22 protein-coding genes are annotated in these 17,218 nt (G+C 71.1%); 15 read left to right on the top strand and 7 right to left on the bottom strand.

Features of this window, described 5'->3' with window-relative positions:
- Positions 1-26 precede the first annotated feature (26 nt).
- Both AMK33_RS20165 and AMK33_RS20170 read left to right on the top strand, forming a co-directional pair.
- Positions 27-314: a hypothetical protein gene (locus tag AMK33_RS20165; RefSeq protein ID WP_073934272.1), complete on the top strand. Its 288-nt coding sequence runs from the start codon at positions 27-29 to the stop codon at positions 312-314.
- Positions 311-709, top strand: coding sequence for a hypothetical protein (locus AMK33_RS20170; RefSeq protein WP_073934274.1), 399 nt, complete (start codon positions 311-313; stop codon positions 707-709). Before AMK33_RS20165 ends, AMK33_RS20170 begins: the two co-directional genes overlap by 4 nt.
- Positions 710-757: 48 nt before the next feature.
- Here AMK33_RS20170 and AMK33_RS20175 read toward each other — a convergent pair whose 3' ends face one another.
- The 6 genes from AMK33_RS20175 to AMK33_RS20200 all read right to left on the bottom strand — a co-directional run bounded on the left by AMK33_RS20175 (position 758) and on the right by AMK33_RS20200 (position 8,126).
- Complete coding sequence (locus tag AMK33_RS20175) at positions 758-2,809, bottom strand: pectinesterase family protein (RefSeq protein WP_073934276.1); 2,052 nt, start codon at positions 2,807-2,809, stop codon at positions 758-760.
- Positions 2,810-2,892: 83 nt separating this feature from the next.
- A complete protein-coding gene (locus AMK33_RS20180) occupies positions 2,893-4,314 on the bottom strand; it encodes a sensor histidine kinase (protein WP_073934278.1) in 1,422 nt (473 codons plus the stop codon).
- Positions 4,311-5,045: a response regulator transcription factor gene (locus AMK33_RS20185; RefSeq protein WP_073934279.1), complete on the bottom strand. Its 735-nt coding sequence runs from the start codon at positions 5,043-5,045 to the stop codon at positions 4,311-4,313. Before AMK33_RS20185 ends, AMK33_RS20180 begins: the two co-directional genes overlap by 4 nt.
- A gap of 69 nt (positions 5,046-5,114) precedes the next feature.
- A complete protein-coding gene (locus tag AMK33_RS20190) occupies positions 5,115-6,191 on the bottom strand; it encodes a S1C family serine protease (protein ID WP_073934280.1) in 1,077 nt (358 codons plus the stop codon).
- 114 nt (positions 6,192-6,305) lie between these two features.
- A complete protein-coding gene (locus AMK33_RS20195) occupies positions 6,306-7,328 on the bottom strand; it encodes a LacI family DNA-binding transcriptional regulator (RefSeq protein ID WP_073934281.1) in 1,023 nt (340 codons plus the stop codon).
- A gap of 42 nt (positions 7,329-7,370) precedes the next feature.
- On the bottom strand, positions 7,371-8,126 hold the full coding sequence (locus AMK33_RS20200) for a response regulator transcription factor (RefSeq protein WP_073934282.1): 756 nt from the start codon (positions 8,124-8,126) through the stop codon (positions 7,371-7,373).
- Positions 8,127-8,352: 226 nt separating this feature from the next.
- Between AMK33_RS20200 and AMK33_RS20205 the strand changes: the two genes are divergently transcribed.
- The 8 genes from AMK33_RS20205 (at position 8,353) to AMK33_RS20240 (ending at position 13,379) form a co-directional block, all read left to right on the top strand.
- Positions 8,353-9,198 carry an alpha/beta hydrolase gene (locus AMK33_RS20205; protein ID WP_073934284.1) on the top strand — a complete coding sequence of 282 codons (846 nt, stop codon included), beginning with the start codon at positions 8,353-8,355 and terminating at the stop codon, positions 9,196-9,198.
- 38 nt (positions 9,199-9,236) lie between these two features.
- Positions 9,237-9,491 carry a MoaD/ThiS family protein gene (locus AMK33_RS20210; protein WP_073934285.1) on the top strand — a complete coding sequence of 85 codons (255 nt, stop codon included), beginning with the start codon at positions 9,237-9,239 and terminating at the stop codon, positions 9,489-9,491.
- 3 nt (positions 9,492-9,494) lie between these two features.
- The gene (locus AMK33_RS20215) at positions 9,495-10,544 is read left to right on the top strand and encodes a hypothetical protein (RefSeq protein ID WP_073934286.1); all 1,050 of its coding nucleotides are present in this window, start codon (positions 9,495-9,497) and stop codon (positions 10,542-10,544) included.
- A 129-nt stretch (positions 10,545-10,673) separates the two neighbouring features.
- A complete protein-coding gene (locus AMK33_RS20220) occupies positions 10,674-11,417 on the top strand; it encodes an LmeA family phospholipid-binding protein (protein ID WP_073934288.1) in 744 nt (247 codons plus the stop codon).
- A 197-nt stretch (positions 11,418-11,614) separates the two neighbouring features.
- Entirely contained in the window at positions 11,615-11,722 is a 108-nt protein-coding gene (locus AMK33_RS45205; RefSeq protein ID WP_383453869.1) for a putative leader peptide, read from the top strand.
- A 132-nt stretch (positions 11,723-11,854) separates the two neighbouring features.
- A complete protein-coding gene (locus AMK33_RS20230) occupies positions 11,855-12,700 on the top strand; it encodes a sulfurtransferase (protein WP_073934289.1) in 846 nt (281 codons plus the stop codon).
- A 42-nt stretch (positions 12,701-12,742) separates the two neighbouring features.
- A complete protein-coding gene (locus AMK33_RS20235; RefSeq protein ID WP_004986406.1) occupies positions 12,743-13,030 on the top strand; it encodes a DUF1416 domain-containing protein in 288 nt (95 codons plus the stop codon).
- An 88-nt stretch (positions 13,031-13,118) separates the two neighbouring features.
- Positions 13,119-13,379, top strand: coding sequence for a DUF3099 domain-containing protein (locus AMK33_RS20240; protein ID WP_073934290.1), 261 nt, complete (start codon positions 13,119-13,121; stop codon positions 13,377-13,379).
- 10 nt (positions 13,380-13,389) lie between these two features.
- On the opposite strand, the gene AMK33_RS20245 is transcribed toward AMK33_RS20240, so the two are convergent.
- Positions 13,390-13,752, bottom strand: a complete 363-nt coding sequence (locus tag AMK33_RS20245; protein WP_073934291.1) for a DsrE family protein — start codon at positions 13,750-13,752, stop codon at positions 13,390-13,392.
- Between the two features lie 189 nt (positions 13,753-13,941).
- Here AMK33_RS20245 and AMK33_RS20250 point away from each other — a divergent pair, with 189 nt between their 5' ends.
- The 5 genes from AMK33_RS20250 to AMK33_RS20265 all read left to right on the top strand — a co-directional run bounded on the left by AMK33_RS20250 (position 13,942) and on the right by AMK33_RS20265 (position 17,189).
- A complete protein-coding gene (locus AMK33_RS20250; RefSeq protein ID WP_235618146.1) occupies positions 13,942-14,724 on the top strand; it encodes a hypothetical protein in 783 nt (260 codons plus the stop codon).
- Entirely contained in the window at positions 14,721-15,536 is an 816-nt protein-coding gene (locus AMK33_RS20255; RefSeq protein ID WP_327379399.1) for a hypothetical protein, read from the top strand. Before AMK33_RS20250 ends, AMK33_RS20255 begins: the two co-directional genes overlap by 4 nt.
- The gene (locus tag AMK33_RS20260; protein ID WP_073934293.1) at positions 15,533-16,387 is read left to right on the top strand and encodes a hypothetical protein; all 855 of its coding nucleotides are present in this window, start codon (positions 15,533-15,535) and stop codon (positions 16,385-16,387) included. The genes AMK33_RS20255 and AMK33_RS20260 overlap by 4 nt, the downstream gene beginning before the upstream one ends.
- A gap of 66 nt (positions 16,388-16,453) precedes the next feature.
- Positions 16,454-16,588, top strand: a complete 135-nt coding sequence (locus AMK33_RS44725; RefSeq protein WP_268817379.1) for a hypothetical protein — start codon at positions 16,454-16,456, stop codon at positions 16,586-16,588.
- Positions 16,589-16,613: 25 nt separating this feature from the next.
- On the top strand, positions 16,614-17,189 hold the full coding sequence (locus tag AMK33_RS20265; protein ID WP_073934294.1) for an FABP family protein: 576 nt from the start codon (positions 16,614-16,616) through the stop codon (positions 17,187-17,189).
- Positions 17,190-17,218 lie beyond the last annotated feature (29 nt).

The following is a 17,218-nucleotide window of genomic DNA, read 5'->3' on the forward strand; positions in this document are numbered from 1 at the left end:
CACCGAAGTGTGCCTATGGTGAAACTATGGCAGAGCACACCACCATTCAGGTGTCCCGGCAGACCCGCGACCACCTCGCCCAGGTCGCGAAGGAGCGGGGCATGACCCTCGGGCAACTGGTCGAGCAGTTGGCCTCGGAGCAGCCCACCGCGGAGCAGATCGCCGAACGGGTCGCGGCCGACCGGCAGGTCGTGCGCGAGGTCATCGGCCTCGACATCAGCGACGAGGATTTTGATCAGGCCCCTGACGTGCTCGGGAACATCTACCGGCTAGCTGCCGAGAAGGCTCGCCTGGCACGGGGTGCGGCTGCGTGATCATCTTGGATACGGCTGCCACCCGCGCCCTCGCGGACGGGCACAAGACGTTGAACCTCCTCGCGGGCAACATGGCCCGTACTCCGGGTGACCTTCTCCGGATTCCGGCGCTCTGCCTGATGCAGGCGGAGTCCGAGGACGCGGGCGCGGCGCAGCGTGTGCTGTCCTTCTCATCGGTCGTGGTCGACGAGCTCGGCACCGTCGCCGCGGTCAGTGTCGGAACCATGATCCGAGACGGTTACGGCGGCGCGGACACCTGTCACGCCCTGTACTGCGCCCTGCCGCGTCCGGAGTTCACGGGCATGTCCATTCTGCTGACGGACCGTGAAGAGGCGTACCCGCCCGGCGTGGTCACGGTCGACATCGACTCCCCCGGCATGCTCGGCTTCCACTGAGGCGTCCGGTCCCACGCCCGGGAAGGCGTGGGACCGCACGCGAGGGGCTCAGGACGCCGAGGGCGTCCAGCCCGCCAGCCAGTCCGCGATCTCCTGGTCGGCTGCCTGGGCGTCGGTCAGGTGGGGGCGGTCGCTGTTTGCCGAGCCCGCGCCCGCGCCCGTGTTCCGGTACTCGGCGAAGCGGTCGTCCTTCCAGGAGAAGCCGCTCATGTCGGTCCAGGGCGTGGTGCGGATCGCGGCGCTGAGGGTGGTGTTGCGGACCGTGGTCTGCGGGTCCAGGGAGGCGTCACCGCCGGCGTGCCAGGGGCGGCCCAGGTGGAAGGTGCGGTCGGAGACGTCGCCGTTCACCGCAGAGTTGGCGATGAGGATGCCCTTGCGGTTCGCGGCCGTGCTGGGGGCGGTGACGTAGCCGGCGGAGGTGCCGTTCCAGCGCTTCTTCAGGGTGATGACCGAGCGGTCGATCACCGCGGTCGCCCGGCCGAAGATGAAGTCGACGTTCCCGATGACGTAGGAGTTGGTGACGTAGACCCGGCCCAGTTTGTCCTTGGCGGCCGTGTCCAGCAGGAGCGTGTCCTGGTCGCCCTCGACGATCACGCCGTCGAGGAGGACCTTGTCGGCCGCCGTGCGCAGGGCGACCGCCTGGTGGCCGGAGAGGGACTGGTTGGCGCCCTCGTCGAAGTCGTTGGAGATGGTCAGGTTGCGGGCCTGGAAGTCGTCCGCCTCGACGGCGACCGTGGCGCTGCCGGAGGTGCCGTACGTGCCCGAGCCGTCCGGCTTCGGCGTGCCCGCCGCGTTGTCGTAGACGATCACCGTGTCCTTGCGGCTGCCGCCGGTGCCCTGGAAGGTGACGTGCGGCTTGTTCGAGGGGACCTTGACCGTCTCGCGGTACGTGCCCGGCTCGATGGAGATGACGACGCGGGAGGCGTTGTTCGCGGGGACGGCGTTCACGGCCGCCTGGACCGTCCTGTACTGGCCGCTGCCGTCCTTGGCGACGGTGAGCGTGGTGGCCTCCGCCGACGTCGTCGTCGTGCCGATGGAACTCTGCGGGCCCGCGCCCGACTTGAGCAGGGCCGGCACGTCCGCCGCCTTGTCGAGCGTGTAGGCGTAGTACGCCTTCGGGTCGAACGCCGTACCGCCGCTCTCGTTGCGGCCCGACGTGCCCGAGAAGACGTTGCCGCGCTGGACGACCGTCGCCGTCGCGTCCTTGATGACCGGGTTCCTCATGCCCTGGAAGTAGCTGTTCTCCAGGACCATCCTGGTGCCGCCGCGCGAGTAGTTGCCGTAGGAGGAGTCGATGTCCGTGCCGGGGACGTCCTCCAGGAAGTTGTTGTAGAGGTGCGCGTGCGCGCAGTTGTCGGTGGAGGGGTTGCGCTGTTCCGTCTCGCGGATCCAGTTGTGGTGGATCGTGATGTCGGTCAGCACGTTCTCGGTCCAGCCGATGCCGAACGCCTTGTTGTTGTGGCTCATCTCGTTCCAGGAGACGGTCACGTACGTGCTGTCCTTGCGGACGTCGATCAGGCCGTCCGCCATGTTCCGCAGGTCGTTGTGGTCGATCCAGACGTGGTGGGCGCCGTCCATCTGGACGGCGTCGAAGTCGTGCTCCTTGTCGTTCCAGACGCCCTGGTAGGCGTCCCGGATCGTCAGGTTGCGGATGATCACGTTGTGGACGCCCTGGCCGAGGAAGAAGCCGCCGCCGACGATGTGCCCGGACGTGCCGGAGCCCACGACCGTCTTGTCGGAGGCGACCTTGATCTCCTTGCCGACCGGGTTCATCGTGATCGTCCCGGCCACGACGATGACGTACGGCTCGGCGGCCGTAGCGTACTTCTCCAGCTCCGCCTGCGTCCGCACGGTGACGGTCCGCCCGTCCCGGCCGCCGTACGTGCCGTTCTGGCCGAGCGCGTCGACGGAGGCGAAGCCGTCGGCGGTGGCGGTGGCCCAGGCGGGCGCCGCGGCGGACGCCGTCGCGGCGGACGCCTGCTGGGGGACCAGGTCGGTGCCGTGGACCAGTGTTCCGGCGGTGGTCAGGGCCAGCGGGAGGCCGACGGCCAGGAACTTCCCGGACCTGCGGTGCCGGGCCCTGCTGCGGTGCTCGCTCATGCGGCGATCCGTTCCGTGTGGGGGAGGGGACGACGGTCGGTCGCCGCCCGGCACGGAAAGGTTGCCGCAGTCTTCGCCAGAGCCTAGGGAACCTCCGGTGGTGGGGTCGGGGCGCCCGGCAGGCGGACCGTGGCCGTGGTGCCGCCGCCGTCCGCGCGGGTCAGGGACACCTCGCCGCCCGCCTGCTGCACCGTACGGGCCACGATGGACAGGCCGAGGCCGGAGCCCGGGAGGGCGCGGGCGCTCGGGGAGCGCCAGAACCGGTCGAAGACGTGCGGGAGTTCGTCGGCGGGGATGCCGGGGCCGTGGTCGCGGACGGTGAGGACGCCGTCGGTCAGGCGTACGTCGATCGTGCCGCCCCCGGGGCTGAACTTCACCGCGTTGTCCAGGATGTTGACCATCGCCCGCTCCAGGGCCGACGGCTCAGCCCGTACGTACCAGGGGTGGACGTCCGCCGTGATGGTCAGCTCCGGGCCGCGCAGCCGGGCGCGGCGCAGGGCCGACTCGACGACGTCCTGCCAGGCGACGATCTGCGCACGGCCCGCGTGCTGGCCGGTGTCCGGGCGGGACAGCTCCTGAAGGTCGCCGATGAGCGCGGCCAGTTCCGTCATCTGCGCCTTCACGGAGGCGAGCAGGGCCTTGCGGTCGGCCTCCGGGATCGGGCGGCCCGTCTCCTCGCTGCGGGTGAGGAGTTCGATGTTGGTGCGCAGCGAGGTGAGCGGGGTGCGCAGTTCGTGGCCGGCGTCCGCGATGAGCTGCTGCTGGAGGTCGCGGGAGCTGGCCAGCGCGGACGTCATGGAGTTGAAGGAGCGGGAGAGACGGGCGATCTCGTCCTCCGACTCGTCCTCCACGGGGATGCGGACGTCCAGGTCCTCGGTGCGGGCCACGTGCTCCACGGCCCTGGTCAGTTCGTCCACGGGGCGCAGTGCGGTCCGGGCCACCCAGAGGCCGGCGGCGGCGGCGCCCACGACCCCCGCGCCGGCGACGAAGACCAGCACCAGCGCGAGGTTGCTGAGGGAGTCGTTCACCTCGCTCAGCGGCCGGGCGGCGGAGACGGCGACGTCCCGCAGGCCGGGCACGGAGTAGGTGAAGACCCGGTACTGCCCGCCGTCGGACCCCGTGGCCTCGTGCAGCGCGTCGGTGGACGTGCCCTCGGCCACGGCGCGGTCGGCGTCGGTGAGCGGGACCTCCTCCGTGCCGATGATGAGGCAGCTCCCGCCGCCGCTGTCCACGAGCTGGACGGACGAGCCGAAGGGGTTCTGTTCGTGGGTGACGGGGTCGTGGGCGCACAGACCGGTGCGCAGGTCGACGTACTTGCTCACCTGCTGCCCGTTCATGCGGTTCGCCTTCAGGGCCTCGTCCAGCGAGCTCACCAGCACGCTCTTCACCACGAACCAGCAGGCCACCGACACCGCCGCCACCGCGAACGCCACCGCCGCCGCCACCAGCAGCGACAGCCGGGCCCGGATGGGCAGCGCACGGACGCGGCGGACCAGCCCGCTCACTCCGCGCCGCCCTGCCGCAGCACGTACCCCACCCCCCGCACCGTGTGCACCAGGCGCGGCTCGCCGCCCGCCTCGGTCTTGCGGCGCAGGTACATGACGTACACGTCGAGCGAGTTGGACGACGGCTCGAAGTCGAAGCCCCAGACCGCCTTCAGGATCTGCTCGCGGGTGAGCACCTGACGCGGGTGTGCCATGAACATCTCAAGGAGGGTGAACTCCGTACGGGTCAGCTCCACCCGCCGGATGCCCCGCGTGACCTCGCGGGTCGCCAGGTCCATGCGCAGGTCGGCGAAGGCGAGGACGTCGTCGGACTCGGCGGAGGCGGCCACCGCCGCCGCGTACGAGCTGCGACGCAGCAGCGCGCGGATACGGGCGAACAGCTCGTCCAGCTCGAACGGCTTGACCAGGTAGTCGTCGGCCCCCGCGTCGAGCCCGGTCACCCGGTCGCCGACGGTGTCCCGGGCGGTCAGCATCAGGATGGGCGTGGTGTCGCCGGTGGCGCGGATGCGGCGGGCGGCGGTCAGGCCGTCCATCCGGGGCATCTGGATGTCCAGGACGAGCAGGTCGGGCCGGTAGGCCGCCGCCTTCTCCAGGGCGTCCGCGCCGTCGACGGCGACCTCGGTGCCGTACCCCTCGAAGGCCAGGCTGCGCTGGAGCGCTTCGCGCACCGCCGGCTCGTCGTCGACGATCAGGATGCGCTGGGTGTCACGGTCGCCTTCTGCGGGGCTCATGGGCTCGGGGTTCCTCACGGCTCTCTACGGTCTCAGGCCTTCAGCCTCGCACGGCTGCCGGGCGGCGCGTCAGTTCGTCGAGCCGGAGCGCAGCGCCGACAGGTCCGACTTGACCGTGTTGACCGGGATGGCGAAGCCCAGGCCCACACTGCCCGCGTCGGACGAGGACGAGCCGCTGCCGCTCGCCGAGTACATCGCGGAGTTGATGCCGATGATGTTGCCGTTCATGTCGATCAGCGCGCCGCCGGAGTTGCCCGGGTTCAGGGACGCGTCGGTCTGGATCGCCTTGTACGTGGTCGTGGAGCTCCCCGTGTCGCCGTTGAACTCCTGGCCGCCGTACTCGAACGGCCAGCCGCCGCCCTGCCGCTGCTGCTGACCCTCGCTCTCGTCCGTCGAGACCGTCACGTCACGGTCGAGGGCGGAGACGATGCCGCTGGTCACCGTGGAGGTCAGGCCCTCGGGGGAGCCGATCGCCACGACCTGGTCACCGACCCGCACGCCGTCGGAGTCGCCGAGGGTGGCCGCCTGCAGCCCGGAGGCGTCCTGGAGCTTGATCAGGGCGAGGTCCTTGCTGCTGTCGGTGCCGACGATCTCCGCCGTGTACGTCTTGCCGTCGCTGGTCCGCACCTCGATCGACGAGGCCCCGGAGACGACGTGGTTGTTGGTGATGATCTCGCCGTCGGACGTGATGATCACACCGGAGCCGGTGGAGGAGCCGGCGTTCGAGGTCGCGTTGATCTCGACGATGCTCGGGGTGACCGCCTCGGCGACGCCGGACACCGTGCCCTTCTGGCTCGACGGTACGACGTTGGTGCTGGTCGAGCTCGTGGCGACCGTGTCGCTGCCGGTCAGCTCCTGCACGCCGTAGGCGGTGCCGCCGCCCACGGCCGCCGCGACGATCGCCACGGCGGCGAGCAGGGCCGCCGGGCCCCGGGCGCGCTTCCTCTTCGCGGGCTGCGGGGCGGGTTCCTGCGCGAACTCCGGCGCGGGCTGAGGCGCGGGCTCCTGCGCGAACTCCTGCGTGGACGCCGAGGAGGGCTGCGGTGCGGGCTGCTGGGGCGGCGCGTACGCCGGCGGGGGCGGCCACTCGGGGTCCACCGGGACGGGGCTTCCGTACTCGCCGCTGGGGCGGAGGCTCTCGGTCATGGCACAGAGCCTCGCGCCCGACCATGAGAGCGAGCTGAGTGTGTGCTGAGAAGCCCGGCAGAACCTCGTATGCCCGATATAAAGGCCGCCGGGACCTCGGCCGGCGGGACCCGCTTACTTGCAGCCGCAGGAGTGGCGTACCACCAGCCGGGACGGGTACACCTTCAGCCGCTCGCGGCGCGAGCCCGCCACCCGTACGCCGTCGTCCAGGACGAGGTCGACCGCCGAGCGGGCCATCGCCGGACGGTCGGAGGCGACCGTGGTCAGCGGCGGGTCCGCGAGCGCCGCCTCCTTGATGTCGTCGAACCCGGCGACCGCCAGCTCACCCGGCACGTCGATGCGCAGCTCCCGCGCGGCGCGCAGGATGCCGATCGCCTGGTCGTCGGTGGAGCAGAAGACCGCCGGCGGGCGGTCCGGGCCGGAGAGGATCTCCAGGCCGACCCGGTAGGCGTCGTAGCGGTTGTACGGGGCCTCGAAGAGGCGGCCCTCGGTCGGTATCCCGGCCTCCTCCATCGCGCGCCGCCAGCCCTCGACGTGGTCGGAGACCGGGTCGCCGACGGCGGGGGTCTCCGCGGTGCCGCCGACGCAGGCCACGTACTCGTTGCCGTGTTCCAGCAGGTGGCGCACGGCGAGCTGGGCGCCACCGAGGTCGTCGGTGACGACGGCGACGTCGTCGATCGCCTCCGGGCGCTCGTGCAGCAGCACGACCCGGGCGTCCCACGCCTCGATCTCCGCGGCGGCCTGGTCGTTGAGCGCGTGGCTGACCAGGATCAGGCCGGATACCCGCATCCCGAGGAAGGCCCGCAGATAGTGGACCTCGCGCTCGGCGATGTAGTCCGTGTTGCCGACCAGGACCATCTTCCCGCGCTCGGAGGCGGCCTGCTCGACCGCGTGCGCCATCTCGCCGAAGAACGGCTGGCGGGCGTCCGGGATGATCAGGCCTATGAGGTCCGTGCGCCGCGAGGCCATCGCCTGGGCGACCCGGTCCGGCCGGTACCCCAGCTCCTTGATCGCGGCGAGGACGCGCTCGCGCGTGGCCGGGGCGACCGGCCGGGGTCCGTTGTTGATGACATAGCTGACGACGGCGGTGGACGTCCCCGCCAGCCGCGCCACATCATCCCTGGTTACCTTGGCCACGCGCGGAGTCTACGCGGATATACCCGGTACGGGCAGGGCGTATCACACCTTGGATTCCGCCGCCTCCGCGGTGTCCGCCTTCTCCTTGGCCTTGGTGTCCTCCGCCGCGCGGGCCGACTTCTCGGGCTTCTCCGGAGTGACGAACCGATAGCCGACGTTGCGGACGGTGCCGATCAGGGATTCGTGCTCGGGGCCGAGTTTGGCGCGCAGCCGTCGTACGTGGACGTCGACCGTGCGGGTGCCGCCGAAGTAGTCGTAGCCCCAGACCTCCTGGAGCAACTGGGCGCGGGTGAAGACCCGGCCGGGGTGCTGCGCCAGGTATTTGAGCAGTTCGAATTCCTTGAAGGTCAGATCGAGGACCCTGCCCTTGAGTTTCGCGGAGTACGTCGCCTCGTCGACCGACAGGTCGCCGTTGCGGATCTCCATCGGGGAGTCGTCGTTGACGATCTGCTGGCGGCCCATGGCGAGGCGCAGGCGCGCCTCCACCTCGGCCGGGCCCGCGGTGTCCAGGAGGACGTCGTCGATGCCCCAGTCCGCGGTGACGGCGGCCAGACCGCCCTCGGTCACGACCAGGACGAGGGGGCAGCCGGGGCCGGTGGAACGCAGCAGCTGGCACAGGCTGCGGACCTGCGGGAGGTCGCGCCGGCCGTCGACCAGGATCACATCGGCGCCGGGGGTGTCGACGAGCGCCGGGCCCTCCGCGGGCGCCACCCGCACGTTGTGCAGCAGCAGGCCGAGAGCGGGGAGCACCTCCGTCGACGGCTGGAGCGCGTTGGTCAGCAGCAGCAGAGAGCTCATCGCACCCCACCGGCCCGGGTCATCGTCGTCGTTCGCTCGTGCACGGTTCGCTCGCCCATAACGTCTGGTTCCTCCTCGGTCCCTGCGAGGACGTTTACGGCATTGCTGCGTGCGTTCGACGGCCCGTACACCGGCGGTTTCCCGCGTTCGTATACAACGCTTCCGAAAGCACAAAAGGACCCGGGGGCTTCGCTGCCCGAGTCCTCTTCGCAGCAGAATAGCCGACATGAGCACCGGTCCGGCAGGTCATGTGGCGCGATCCACCGATCGATCCACCATTCGTCCATATTCCGAGACGGCTGATGTAACGCGGGGCGGTAAGCCTTTGCGGACGTTCCTGCGCACTGCGGACGGGGTGGCGATCGATTCCGTATACGAACCGGGGACCGCTTCTTCCGGTGATCTCGTGTTCGTGGTCGCGCACGGGTTCACCGGGGACGCGGACCGGCCGCATGTGCGGCGGGCGGCGCGGGCCTTCGCGCGGTACGGCGGTGTCGTGACGTTCTCCTTCCGGGGGCACGGGGCGTCGGGCGGGCGGTCGACCGTGGGGGACCGGGAGGTGCTCGACCTCGCGGCGGCGGTGGGGTGGGCGCGTGAGCTGGGGTACGCGCGGGTGGCCACCGTCGGGTTCTCCATGGGCGGCTCGGTGGTGCTGCGGCACGCCGCGGTCGGCCGGGACACCCGGGTCGACGCCGTCGTCTCCGTGAGCGCGCCCGCGCGGTGGTTCTACCGGGGGACCGCCCCCATGCGGCGGCTGCACTGGCTGGTGACCCGGCCGTCCGGGCGGCTGGTGGGGCGGTACGGGCTGCGGACGCGGATCCACCACCGGCAGTGGGACCCGGTGCCGCTGTCGCCCGTCGAGGCGGTGCCGCGGATCGCGCCCACGCCGCTGCTGATCGTCCACGGGGACCAGGACGGGTACTTCCCGCTCGATCACCCGCGGATGCTGGCGGCCGCCGCCGGTGAGCACGGGGAGCTGTGGGTCGAGGCCGGCATGGGGCACGCGGAGAACGCGGCGCCGGAGGCGCTGCTGGGGCGGATCGGGGACTGGGTGGTGGGCCGGGCGGGCTAGCCTGAGGTGTTCGTCGTCGACCGATTGAGGATCAGCAGATGGCAAAGGTCACGGTGCGGTACTGGGCCGCAGCCAAGGCCGCGGCCGGGGTGGCCGAGGAGGCGTACGAGGCGGCCACGCTCGCCGAAGCGCTCGACGCGGTGCGCGGGCGGCACCCCGGCGAACTCACGCGCGTGCTGCTGCGGTGCTCGTTCCTCGTCGACGGTGATCCCGTGGGAAAGCGCGCGCATGAGACGGTACGGCTGGCCGACGGCGGCACGGTCGAGGTGCTTCCGCCGTTCGCAGGAGGGTGAGCGATGACGAACCAGCCGTACGGGGCGTACGACCCGTCGTACCAGGATCCGCAGCAGGCCGCTGCTCAGGGCGTGTGGCCCGGGCAGCAGGCGTACGAGGATCCGTACGCGGACCAGCAGTACACGCAGCAGTGGCAGGGGCAGACGTGGGAGACGCAGATGCAGCCGCCGGTGGCGGCGGCTGCGGCGGCTCCGGACCCGGCTCCGGCTGCTCCGGTGGCTTCGGTGGCTCCGGTGGCTCCGGTGGCTCCAGTGCCCCCGGCCGCTCCTGAGGCCGGGCCCGAGTACGGGCCGGCCACGCTGGCCGGGAACTCGCGGGTCACCGACGCGCAGCGGGCGCGGGCCGAGGGGCGGTCGCCGATCATCGAGCCCGGGATGCAGCCGGCGGCGCTCACCGCGCTGCTGGGGCTGCTGCTGGCGGGCGGGGCGGCGCTGGGGACGTACGCGCTGCTGGTGCCGTTGGTGGTGCTGCAGGGGCTCACGGCGGCGGGCTGGTTCCGGCTGAACGGGATGTGGCCGGCGCGGCAGGGGATCGCGCTGGGGTTCCTCGGCGCGCTGGCCGCGGACGCGGCGCTGCTGGTGTCCGACCGGTCGCCGGCGGCGATCCTGGGGACGCTGGGGGTGTGGGTGCTGCTGTCGCTGGTGCTGCAACTGCGGTCGCACGCGGATCCCGACGAGCGGATGTACGGCCTGATGGCGACGGTCGTGGCGGCGGCGCTGGCGATCGCGGCGGGCGGGTACCTGGCGGCGGACGCGTCCGCGGTGACCGTGGGCGCGGTGGCCGTGGCGGCGGGGGCGGTGGCACGGGCACTGCCGTTGCCGACACCGGTGTCCGTGGTGGTCGCGCTGCTGGCGGCGGCGGGGGCGGGGTTCGCCGTCGACGGCTCGGCGGGTGCGGCGCTCGGTGCGGGCGCGGCGGTCTGCGCGCTGATCGGCCACCGGGTGGCCTCCTACGACTACCCGTCCCGCTTCGTCCACTTCACGGCGGGCGTGGCCCTGCCCCTGGCCGCGGCGGCCCCCGCGGTGTACGTCCTGGGGCGGCTGGTCGCCTGACGGCCGGCGGGTGGGATGCCTGCGGCGCGGTCCCTTGTCACAGGTGATCGACAATCCCCCGGCCCCCACCCCCCACAGGGTTACCCTCGCGGCACGGCCTCGTCGAAACCGCCAGGTGGGGGACACCGCATGCGCGCACTGCGAATACTGCTCATCGTCGTCGTGATACTCGGCGGGATCTTCGTCGTCGTCGACCGCGTGGCCGTCGACTTCGCCGAGGGCGAGGCGGCCGACCGTCTGAAGACGACCGAGAACCTGGCGAGCACCCCCGACGTGTCGATCAACGGCTTCCCCTTCCTCACCCAGCTCGCCGGCGGCACCCTCGACGAGGTGGAGGTGGGGATCCAGGACTACGAGGCCGGCACCGGCGACGGCGCCAAGAAGATCCGTATCGCCGACCTGCGCGCGGACATGCACGGTGTCGACTTCTCCACCGACTTCAGCTCCGCCGTCGCCGACAGCGCCACCGGCACGGCCACCATCGCCTACGACGAGCTGCTGAAGACCGCCAGCAAGTCCGAGCCCGGCCGGGTGGGCCCCGGCGTCACCGCCAGGATCGTCGGCCTGTCCGACGGCGGCAACGGGAAGATCAAGGTCGAGGTGGAAGCCACCGTGCTGGGCGCCGAGCTGCCCGAGCCGGTCTCCGTGCTCAGCTCCGTGACGGTCGTGGACGGCGACACCGTGCGCGTGAAGGCCGACTCGGTACCGGCGTTCGGCGGGGTCGAGATCGTCGAGTCCAGCGTGCGGCAGATCACCGACTTCGAGCAGAGGATCGACGGACTGCCCGGCGGCATCCGGCTGGACAAGGTCGAGGCGGCGGAGAACGGCGTGGACATCACGGTGAAGGGTTCCGACGTCCGTCTGGTCGGGTAGGGAGTGGTTTGACGGGGGGCGTTGTCCGACAGGCGAGACGGGGGTGTCCGTAGGGCAGATACGAGGGCGGGACCGGGAGGAACCGAGGGGCGGGAGGGGCCGCTCCCGCGATGCGTCATCCCGTATTGCGGACGATCGTGTCTCAACATGCGACACACCGGTGACACGCCCGCCTGTCCCTCCTTACGATCGGACCCATGCAGGATCAGACGAGCGTCCTCCAGCCGAGGGGACAGGCGGATCTCACGAAGCGGCGGGCAGTGGACCTGTGCCGTGTCGCCGCCATGCTCTGTCGTTCTTTCTGACTTTCCGAGCGGACGTCGACGTCCGCTTTCCCACCCCGCCCCCGCTGAGGGCACCCGTGCGCCGACCCCGTGAGGCCGCGCGCACCCTCTCGCCCGCACGCCCCGCCGCAACTGCCCCGGAGGAGAAAGAACATGAGCCGCAGCGACGTCCTGGTCGACGCCGACTGGGTCCAGGAGCACCTGGACGACCCGACCATCGCCATCGTCGAGGTGGACGAGGACACGTCCGCCTACGAGAAGAACCACATCAAGAACGCCATCCGGATCGACTGGACGCAGGACCTGCAGGACCCGGTCCGCCGTGACTTCGTCGACCAGGCCGGCTTCGAGAAGCTCCTGTCGGACAAGGGCATCGGCAACGACCACACGGTCGTCCTCTACGGCGGCAACAACAACTGGTTCGCCTCGTACGCCTACTGGTACTTCAAGCTGTACGGCCACGAGAACGTCAAGCTCCTCGACGGCGGCCGCAAGAAGTGGGAGCTCGACGCCCGCGAGCTGGTCCCCGGCGACGAGGTTCCGGAGCGCCCGAAGACCGACTACAAGGCGAAGGCGCAGGACACGTCCATCCGTGCCTTCCGCGACGACGTCGTGGCCGCCATCGGCACCCAGAACCTGGTCGACGTGCGCTCGCCCGACGAGTTCTCCGGCAAGCTGCTCGCCCCGGCCCACCTGCCGCAGGAGCAGTCGCAGCGCCCGGGCCACGTCCCGTCGGCCGCCAACATCCCGTGGTCGAAGAACGCCAACGACGACGGCACCTTCAAGTCCGACGACGAGCTCAAGGCGCTCTACGAGGCCGAGCAGGTGGACCTGGCCAAGGACACCATCGCCTACTGCCGCATCGGTGAGCGCTCCGCGCTGACCTGGTTCGTGCTGCACGAGCTGCTCGGCGTGGAGAACGTCAAGAACTACGACGGCTCCTGGACCGAGTACGGCTCCCTCGTCGGCGTGCCGATCGAGCTGGGCTCCGGCAAGTAGTCCCTCCCGACCGACCTTTCCAGACCCCTTCAGGAGTAAGACATGTGCGGTGCGAAGGCCGGCGGCCCGGACGCCTCGACGATCAAGCCCGGTGAGACCACCATCCAGGGTCAGGTGACCCGCGACGGAGAGCCGGTGACGGGCTACGTCCGTCTGCTGGACTCGACCGGCGAGTTCACCGCGGAGGTCCCGACCTCCGCGACCGGACAGTTCCGCTTCTACGCGGCGGAGGGCACCTGGACCGTCCGCGCCCTGGTGCCCGGCGGCACCGCCGACCGCACGGTCGTCGCCCAGCAGGGCGGCCTGGCCGAGGTCGCGATCGCGGTCTGAGGACACGAGAACGGCCAAGGGGCCGCACCCCACGGGTTGGACGCCCGGGGTGCGGCCCCTTCGGCGTGCCCGGACCTACGCTGGTCTTATGTACGCGCGCAGGCGGCACGCCTACTTCGCCATGATGGGCACCTGCATCGGGCTGTTCGTCCTGGCCTGGGGCGTGGTGCGGCTGTGGTCGGTGCCGGCGGCCGTGGGCATGTGCGTGGTGGCCATGGTCATCCCGCCGGTCGCCGCGATGGTCGCCAACCGGCGGGGGCCGGAGGACCGCTGGTGGGACGATCCGTCCGGCGACCCGAAGTCCGACGAGTGGTGGGACGAGCTGGACGGCAAGAAGCGGCCCCGGTAGGGCGGGCCGCTCAGTAGACGAGCGCCTGCGTCCCGTCCGCCATCGCCTCCTGTACGAAGACCTGCGCGCCGGCGATCCGTACGCCCTCGACGACGTCCTTCTCGGTGATGTCGCGGCGGGCCGCGCACTGGGTGCACAGGGTGACCCGGCCGGTGGCCAGGATCGTGTCCAGCAGGTCGGGCAGCGGGGCGGCGTGCGGCAGCTCGAACTCGGCCGCACGGCCCGGCAGGGCGAACCACGAGGACTCGCCGGTGAGCCACAGGGAGACCTCGACACCACTGGCCGCGGCCACCGCCGCCACCGTGAACGCCTGCGAGCAGCGCTCGGGTGCGTCGGTTCCCGCGGTCACTTTGATCACAAGCTTCTTCGCCATGACCGAATCGTAATCATGATCGCTACAACTTCGGCCGACGCCTGTGGGTCTCCTGTGCGCGCGTAGACGGAATACGCGCTTCACCTTCTGTGGGGGGACGTCTTGGAACAACCCGAAGAAGCAGCCGACGCCCCGGATGCACCGAGACCGGCGGATGTGCCGGAGGCCGCCCCGGCCCCGGAAACACCGGTGAGCGAGGCCCCGGAAACACCGGAGGTCGCGGCCCCGGAAACACCGGAGGTCGCGGCTTCGGACGCGCCCCGGAAACGCCGGCGGGGGCGGACGGCCGTGCTGATCGCCGCCGCGGCCGTGCTCGGCGTGGTCGCCGGCACCTGCACCGGATATCTCGTACAGGCCGACCGTGAGCCCACCAGGCTGCCGCCGCTGTCGCAGCCGGTGCTCGCGCAGTCGAAGGGCAAGGCGCCCGAGCCGCTGTCGGCCGACCGGGACCGCCGCGTGAAGACCGACGGCGACCTGCGCGAGCTGCTGCTGAAGAAGCCGCGCGGGACGCGGGAGCCCGACTGGCCGACGGGCGAGGACGGCTGGATGGACCTCGCCGAGTACGCCGGCAATTACGAGGAGTCCGGCTCGATGTTCGGACAGCTGGCCATGGACGAGTTCCGCCGTGCGGCCGTCGTCGGCTGGCTCGACGACGACGACTACAGCGTGGAGATCCGGCTGGTCCAGTTCCGTCAGGAGGGGCACCGGGCGGCCGCCGGCAACGTCGAGAACAGCCAGTACTGGGCGGACGACGCGGAGGACACGGACAGCTGGGCCCTCCCCGGCACCGGGGAGGGCAGGGCGTACGTCCACAACGACCCCTACACCGAACCCGGTTACGAGCCCCTGTACAGCGCGGAGGCGCATGCCTGGCGCGGCGACATCTCCATGGAGATCTGGGTGTACGGAATCAAGCCCGTCCCCAAGAAAATGATCATGGATCTGGCCGAGCGGCAGATGGAGCGGCTGTGAACGAGACGCAGAACCCGGCATCCCTGCCGCCCGTCCCCGACGACGCCCCCGCCACGGCTCCCGCGAAGCGGCCCGTGCGGTGGGGCCGTATCGCCTCCGTCGTCGGCTCCGTGCTGCTGGCCGGAGCCGTCGTCACGGGCGTCGGATACACCGTCGTGACCGTGGACGGCGCCGACCGCGACGCCGCCGCGCCCGAGTGGAAGTTCCCCAAGGCGGCGGCCGAGGACAAGAAGGCCGAGCCGGAAGGGCTGGCCGGGATGCTCGTGCCGTACGGGTACGACCACTGGTTCCCGGGGCCCGACTTCGGCGAGTTCGGCTCGGACACGCGGCTCAGCGGCGGCCGGGCCACGGCGCTGCAGAAGGAGTCGCTGCGCGACCTGCCGCGCTCCCAGCGCAAGCGGCTGGAGAAGGAGATCGACAGCTGGCGCATCGAGGGCATGGCGATGCGCAGCTACACCAGCGGATCGAACAGCGTCTACAACGAGGACGAGGTCCACACCGTGGGCATCGTGCTCGCCCGGATGGAGAACAAGGCCGCCGTGCGGGACTTCGCGCGGTTCCAGACCGAGTTCCTCGACGCCCTCGACATCTTCCGCAAGGGGCCGAAGATCAAGGGCCACAAGGACGCCCAGTGCTTCCTGCCGCCGGCGGACGCGGAGACCGACCTCGACATGATGCAGTGCTCGGCCCGTGTCGGGAACGTCCTGGTCACCCTCACCGCGGACGGCGCGAAGCCGCTGGACACCAAGAGTGTCGCCGCACTGTTCCGCGAGCAGCTCGACCGTATCGACGAACCGGGGAAGGCCGTATGACCGAGCAGCCGCAGATCCTCGTACCCGCCCCGCCCACGGAGCCACCGGCCGTACCGGAGGCAGTGGCCGATCCCGGGCCGCCGGTGCGCAAGGACCGCCGGGTGCTGCGGGCCGCCCTGCGCTGGACCGCCGCCGTCGTGGTCTTCGCCGTGGCCGGCGCGGGCACGGCGTACGGGATCACCCGGATGGAACGGACGGACGTACCCGGCCTGGCGACCGCGTCCGACGGGCGGTGGGACTACCCGGAACTGACGAAGCCGCCACTGCCCGCCGGCAGCCCCGGGCCGCAGGCGGATTCCAACCCGGCCGGCACCCACCACGCCGACCTGCGCGCCCTCCTGCTGCCCGCCCCGGCGGGCGCCAAGGAGAACAAGGCGCTGCGCGGCGAGGACGGCTGGCTGGCGACGGACGACTTCCTCGAGGAGTACGCGGAGGAGGACGACCGGGACACCTTCCGGCAGGAGCTCGTCGACGCCGGGCTGCGGCACATCGCGGCCCGCGGCTGGACGACCGAGGACGGCACCCGGACGAGGATCTACCTGCTGCGGTTCGACACCGCGGCCGTGGTGGAGGGCTCCTTCTTCAAGCCCCACTTCTCGTACACCTCGGCCTACTCGGTGAAGGGCGCGGAGAGCGTCGACAACGACGAGTCGTTCCCGGTGAAGTCGGAGGTCGCGGGGGTCCAGCGCTCGGCCCAGGTCGAGACCAGGCCGTACGGAGAGGAACAGGACCGCCAGGCCTACCTCGCCGCCGGCGACGTCCTCGCCGTCGTGCTGCAGTCCCGGAAGGGCACCGCGCCCGCCGTGCCGTTCCGGCAGACGGTCGTGCTGCAGAGCCAGCTGCTGGGCTGAGGCACGGGAGGCACCACCTCGCACGACAGGGGCCGGCCCCGGCCGCGTAAGCTGGGGACCGGCCCTGTGCACACCACCGCACCCCCGCTCAAGGAGCACCCCGTGATCCTCTTCTTCGAAATCCTGCTGGTCCTCGTCGCCGTCGGCGTCCTCGCCTTCGCCGGGTTGACCGTGAAGAAGCTGTACCAGGGCCAGCGCTGATCACCGACGCCAGGAAGTTCCGCTCATGATCGAGATCCCGTCCGACCTGCACAAGGACCTCGTCCCGCTCGCCTTCCTGCTCGGCAACTGGGCCGGTGCGGGCGTGCACGACTTCCCCGGTGCCGAGAAGTGCAACTTCGGCCAGGAGGTCACGTTCACCCACGACGGCCGGGACTTCCTGGAGTACAGCTCCCACACCTGGGTGCTGGACGGCGACGGCAACAAGGTCCGCCCGCTGGAGTCGGAGCACGGCTTCTGGCGGATCGACGCGGACCGCAAGGTCGAGGTGACGATGACCCGCGACGACGGCGTCATCGAGATCTGGTACGGCGAACTCGCGCACCAGAAGCCGCAGATCGACCTGGTGACGGACGCGGTCGCGCGCACCGCCGCCTCGGGGCCCTACAACGGCGGCAAGCGGCTGTACGGCTACGTCAAGAGCGACCTGATGTGGGTCGGCGAGAAGCAGACCCCCGAGGTCGAGCTGCGCCCCTACATGTCGGCGCACCTGAAGAAGGTCGTCACCCCGGAAGAGGTCGAGCGCTGGGCCAAGGCCCTGCCCGACGACATGCCCGACGACGGGATCGCCTTCTTCAAGTAGGCCTCCGCTCGAGAGGTCCCAGGGGGTGT

Origin of the sequence: Streptomyces sp. CB02400 (genome assembly GCF_001905725.1) — a bacterium.
Classification (GTDB): domain Bacteria; phylum Actinomycetota; class Actinomycetes; order Streptomycetales; family Streptomycetaceae; genus Streptomyces; species Streptomyces atrovirens.

What these genes read in the sequence shown, in the direction of transcription:
- AMK33_RS20165 (WP_073934272.1), top strand. Translation starts at nt 27, where the DNA reads ATGGCAGAGCACACCACCATTCAGGTGTCCCGGCAGACCCGCGACCAC.
- AMK33_RS20175 (WP_073934276.1), bottom strand. Translation starts at nt 2,809, where the DNA reads ATGAGCGAGCACCGCAGCAGGGCCCGGCACCGCAGGTCCGGGAAGTTC.
- AMK33_RS20185 (WP_073934279.1), bottom strand. Translation starts at nt 5,045, where the DNA reads ATGAGCCCCGCAGAAGGCGACCGTGACACCCAGCGCATCCTGATCGTC.
- AMK33_RS20190 (WP_073934280.1), bottom strand. Translation starts at nt 6,191, where the DNA reads ATGACCGAGAGCCTCCGCCCCAGCGGCGAGTACGGAAGCCCCGTCCCG.
- AMK33_RS20200 (WP_073934282.1), bottom strand. Translation starts at nt 8,126, where the DNA reads ATGAGCTCTCTGCTGCTGCTGACCAACGCGCTCCAGCCGTCGACGGAG.
- AMK33_RS20205 (WP_073934284.1), top strand. Translation starts at nt 8,353, where the DNA reads ATGAGCACCGGTCCGGCAGGTCATGTGGCGCGATCCACCGATCGATCC.
- AMK33_RS20210 (WP_073934285.1), top strand. Translation starts at nt 9,237, where the DNA reads ATGGCAAAGGTCACGGTGCGGTACTGGGCCGCAGCCAAGGCCGCGGCC.
- AMK33_RS20215 (WP_073934286.1), top strand. Translation starts at nt 9,495, where the DNA reads ATGACGAACCAGCCGTACGGGGCGTACGACCCGTCGTACCAGGATCCG.
- AMK33_RS20220 (WP_073934288.1), top strand. Translation starts at nt 10,674, where the DNA reads ATGCGCGCACTGCGAATACTGCTCATCGTCGTCGTGATACTCGGCGGG.
- AMK33_RS45205 (WP_383453869.1), top strand. Translation starts at nt 11,615, where the DNA reads ATGCAGGATCAGACGAGCGTCCTCCAGCCGAGGGGACAGGCGGATCTC.
- AMK33_RS20230 (WP_073934289.1), top strand. Translation starts at nt 11,855, where the DNA reads ATGAGCCGCAGCGACGTCCTGGTCGACGCCGACTGGGTCCAGGAGCAC.
- AMK33_RS20235 (WP_004986406.1), top strand. Translation starts at nt 12,743, where the DNA reads ATGTGCGGTGCGAAGGCCGGCGGCCCGGACGCCTCGACGATCAAGCCC.
- AMK33_RS20240 (WP_073934290.1), top strand. Translation starts at nt 13,119, where the DNA reads ATGTACGCGCGCAGGCGGCACGCCTACTTCGCCATGATGGGCACCTGC.
- AMK33_RS20245 (WP_073934291.1), bottom strand. Translation starts at nt 13,752, where the DNA reads ATGGCGAAGAAGCTTGTGATCAAAGTGACCGCGGGAACCGACGCACCC.
- AMK33_RS20260 (WP_073934293.1), top strand. Translation starts at nt 15,533, where the DNA reads ATGACCGAGCAGCCGCAGATCCTCGTACCCGCCCCGCCCACGGAGCCA.
- AMK33_RS20265 (WP_073934294.1), top strand. Translation starts at nt 16,614, where the DNA reads ATGATCGAGATCCCGTCCGACCTGCACAAGGACCTCGTCCCGCTCGCC.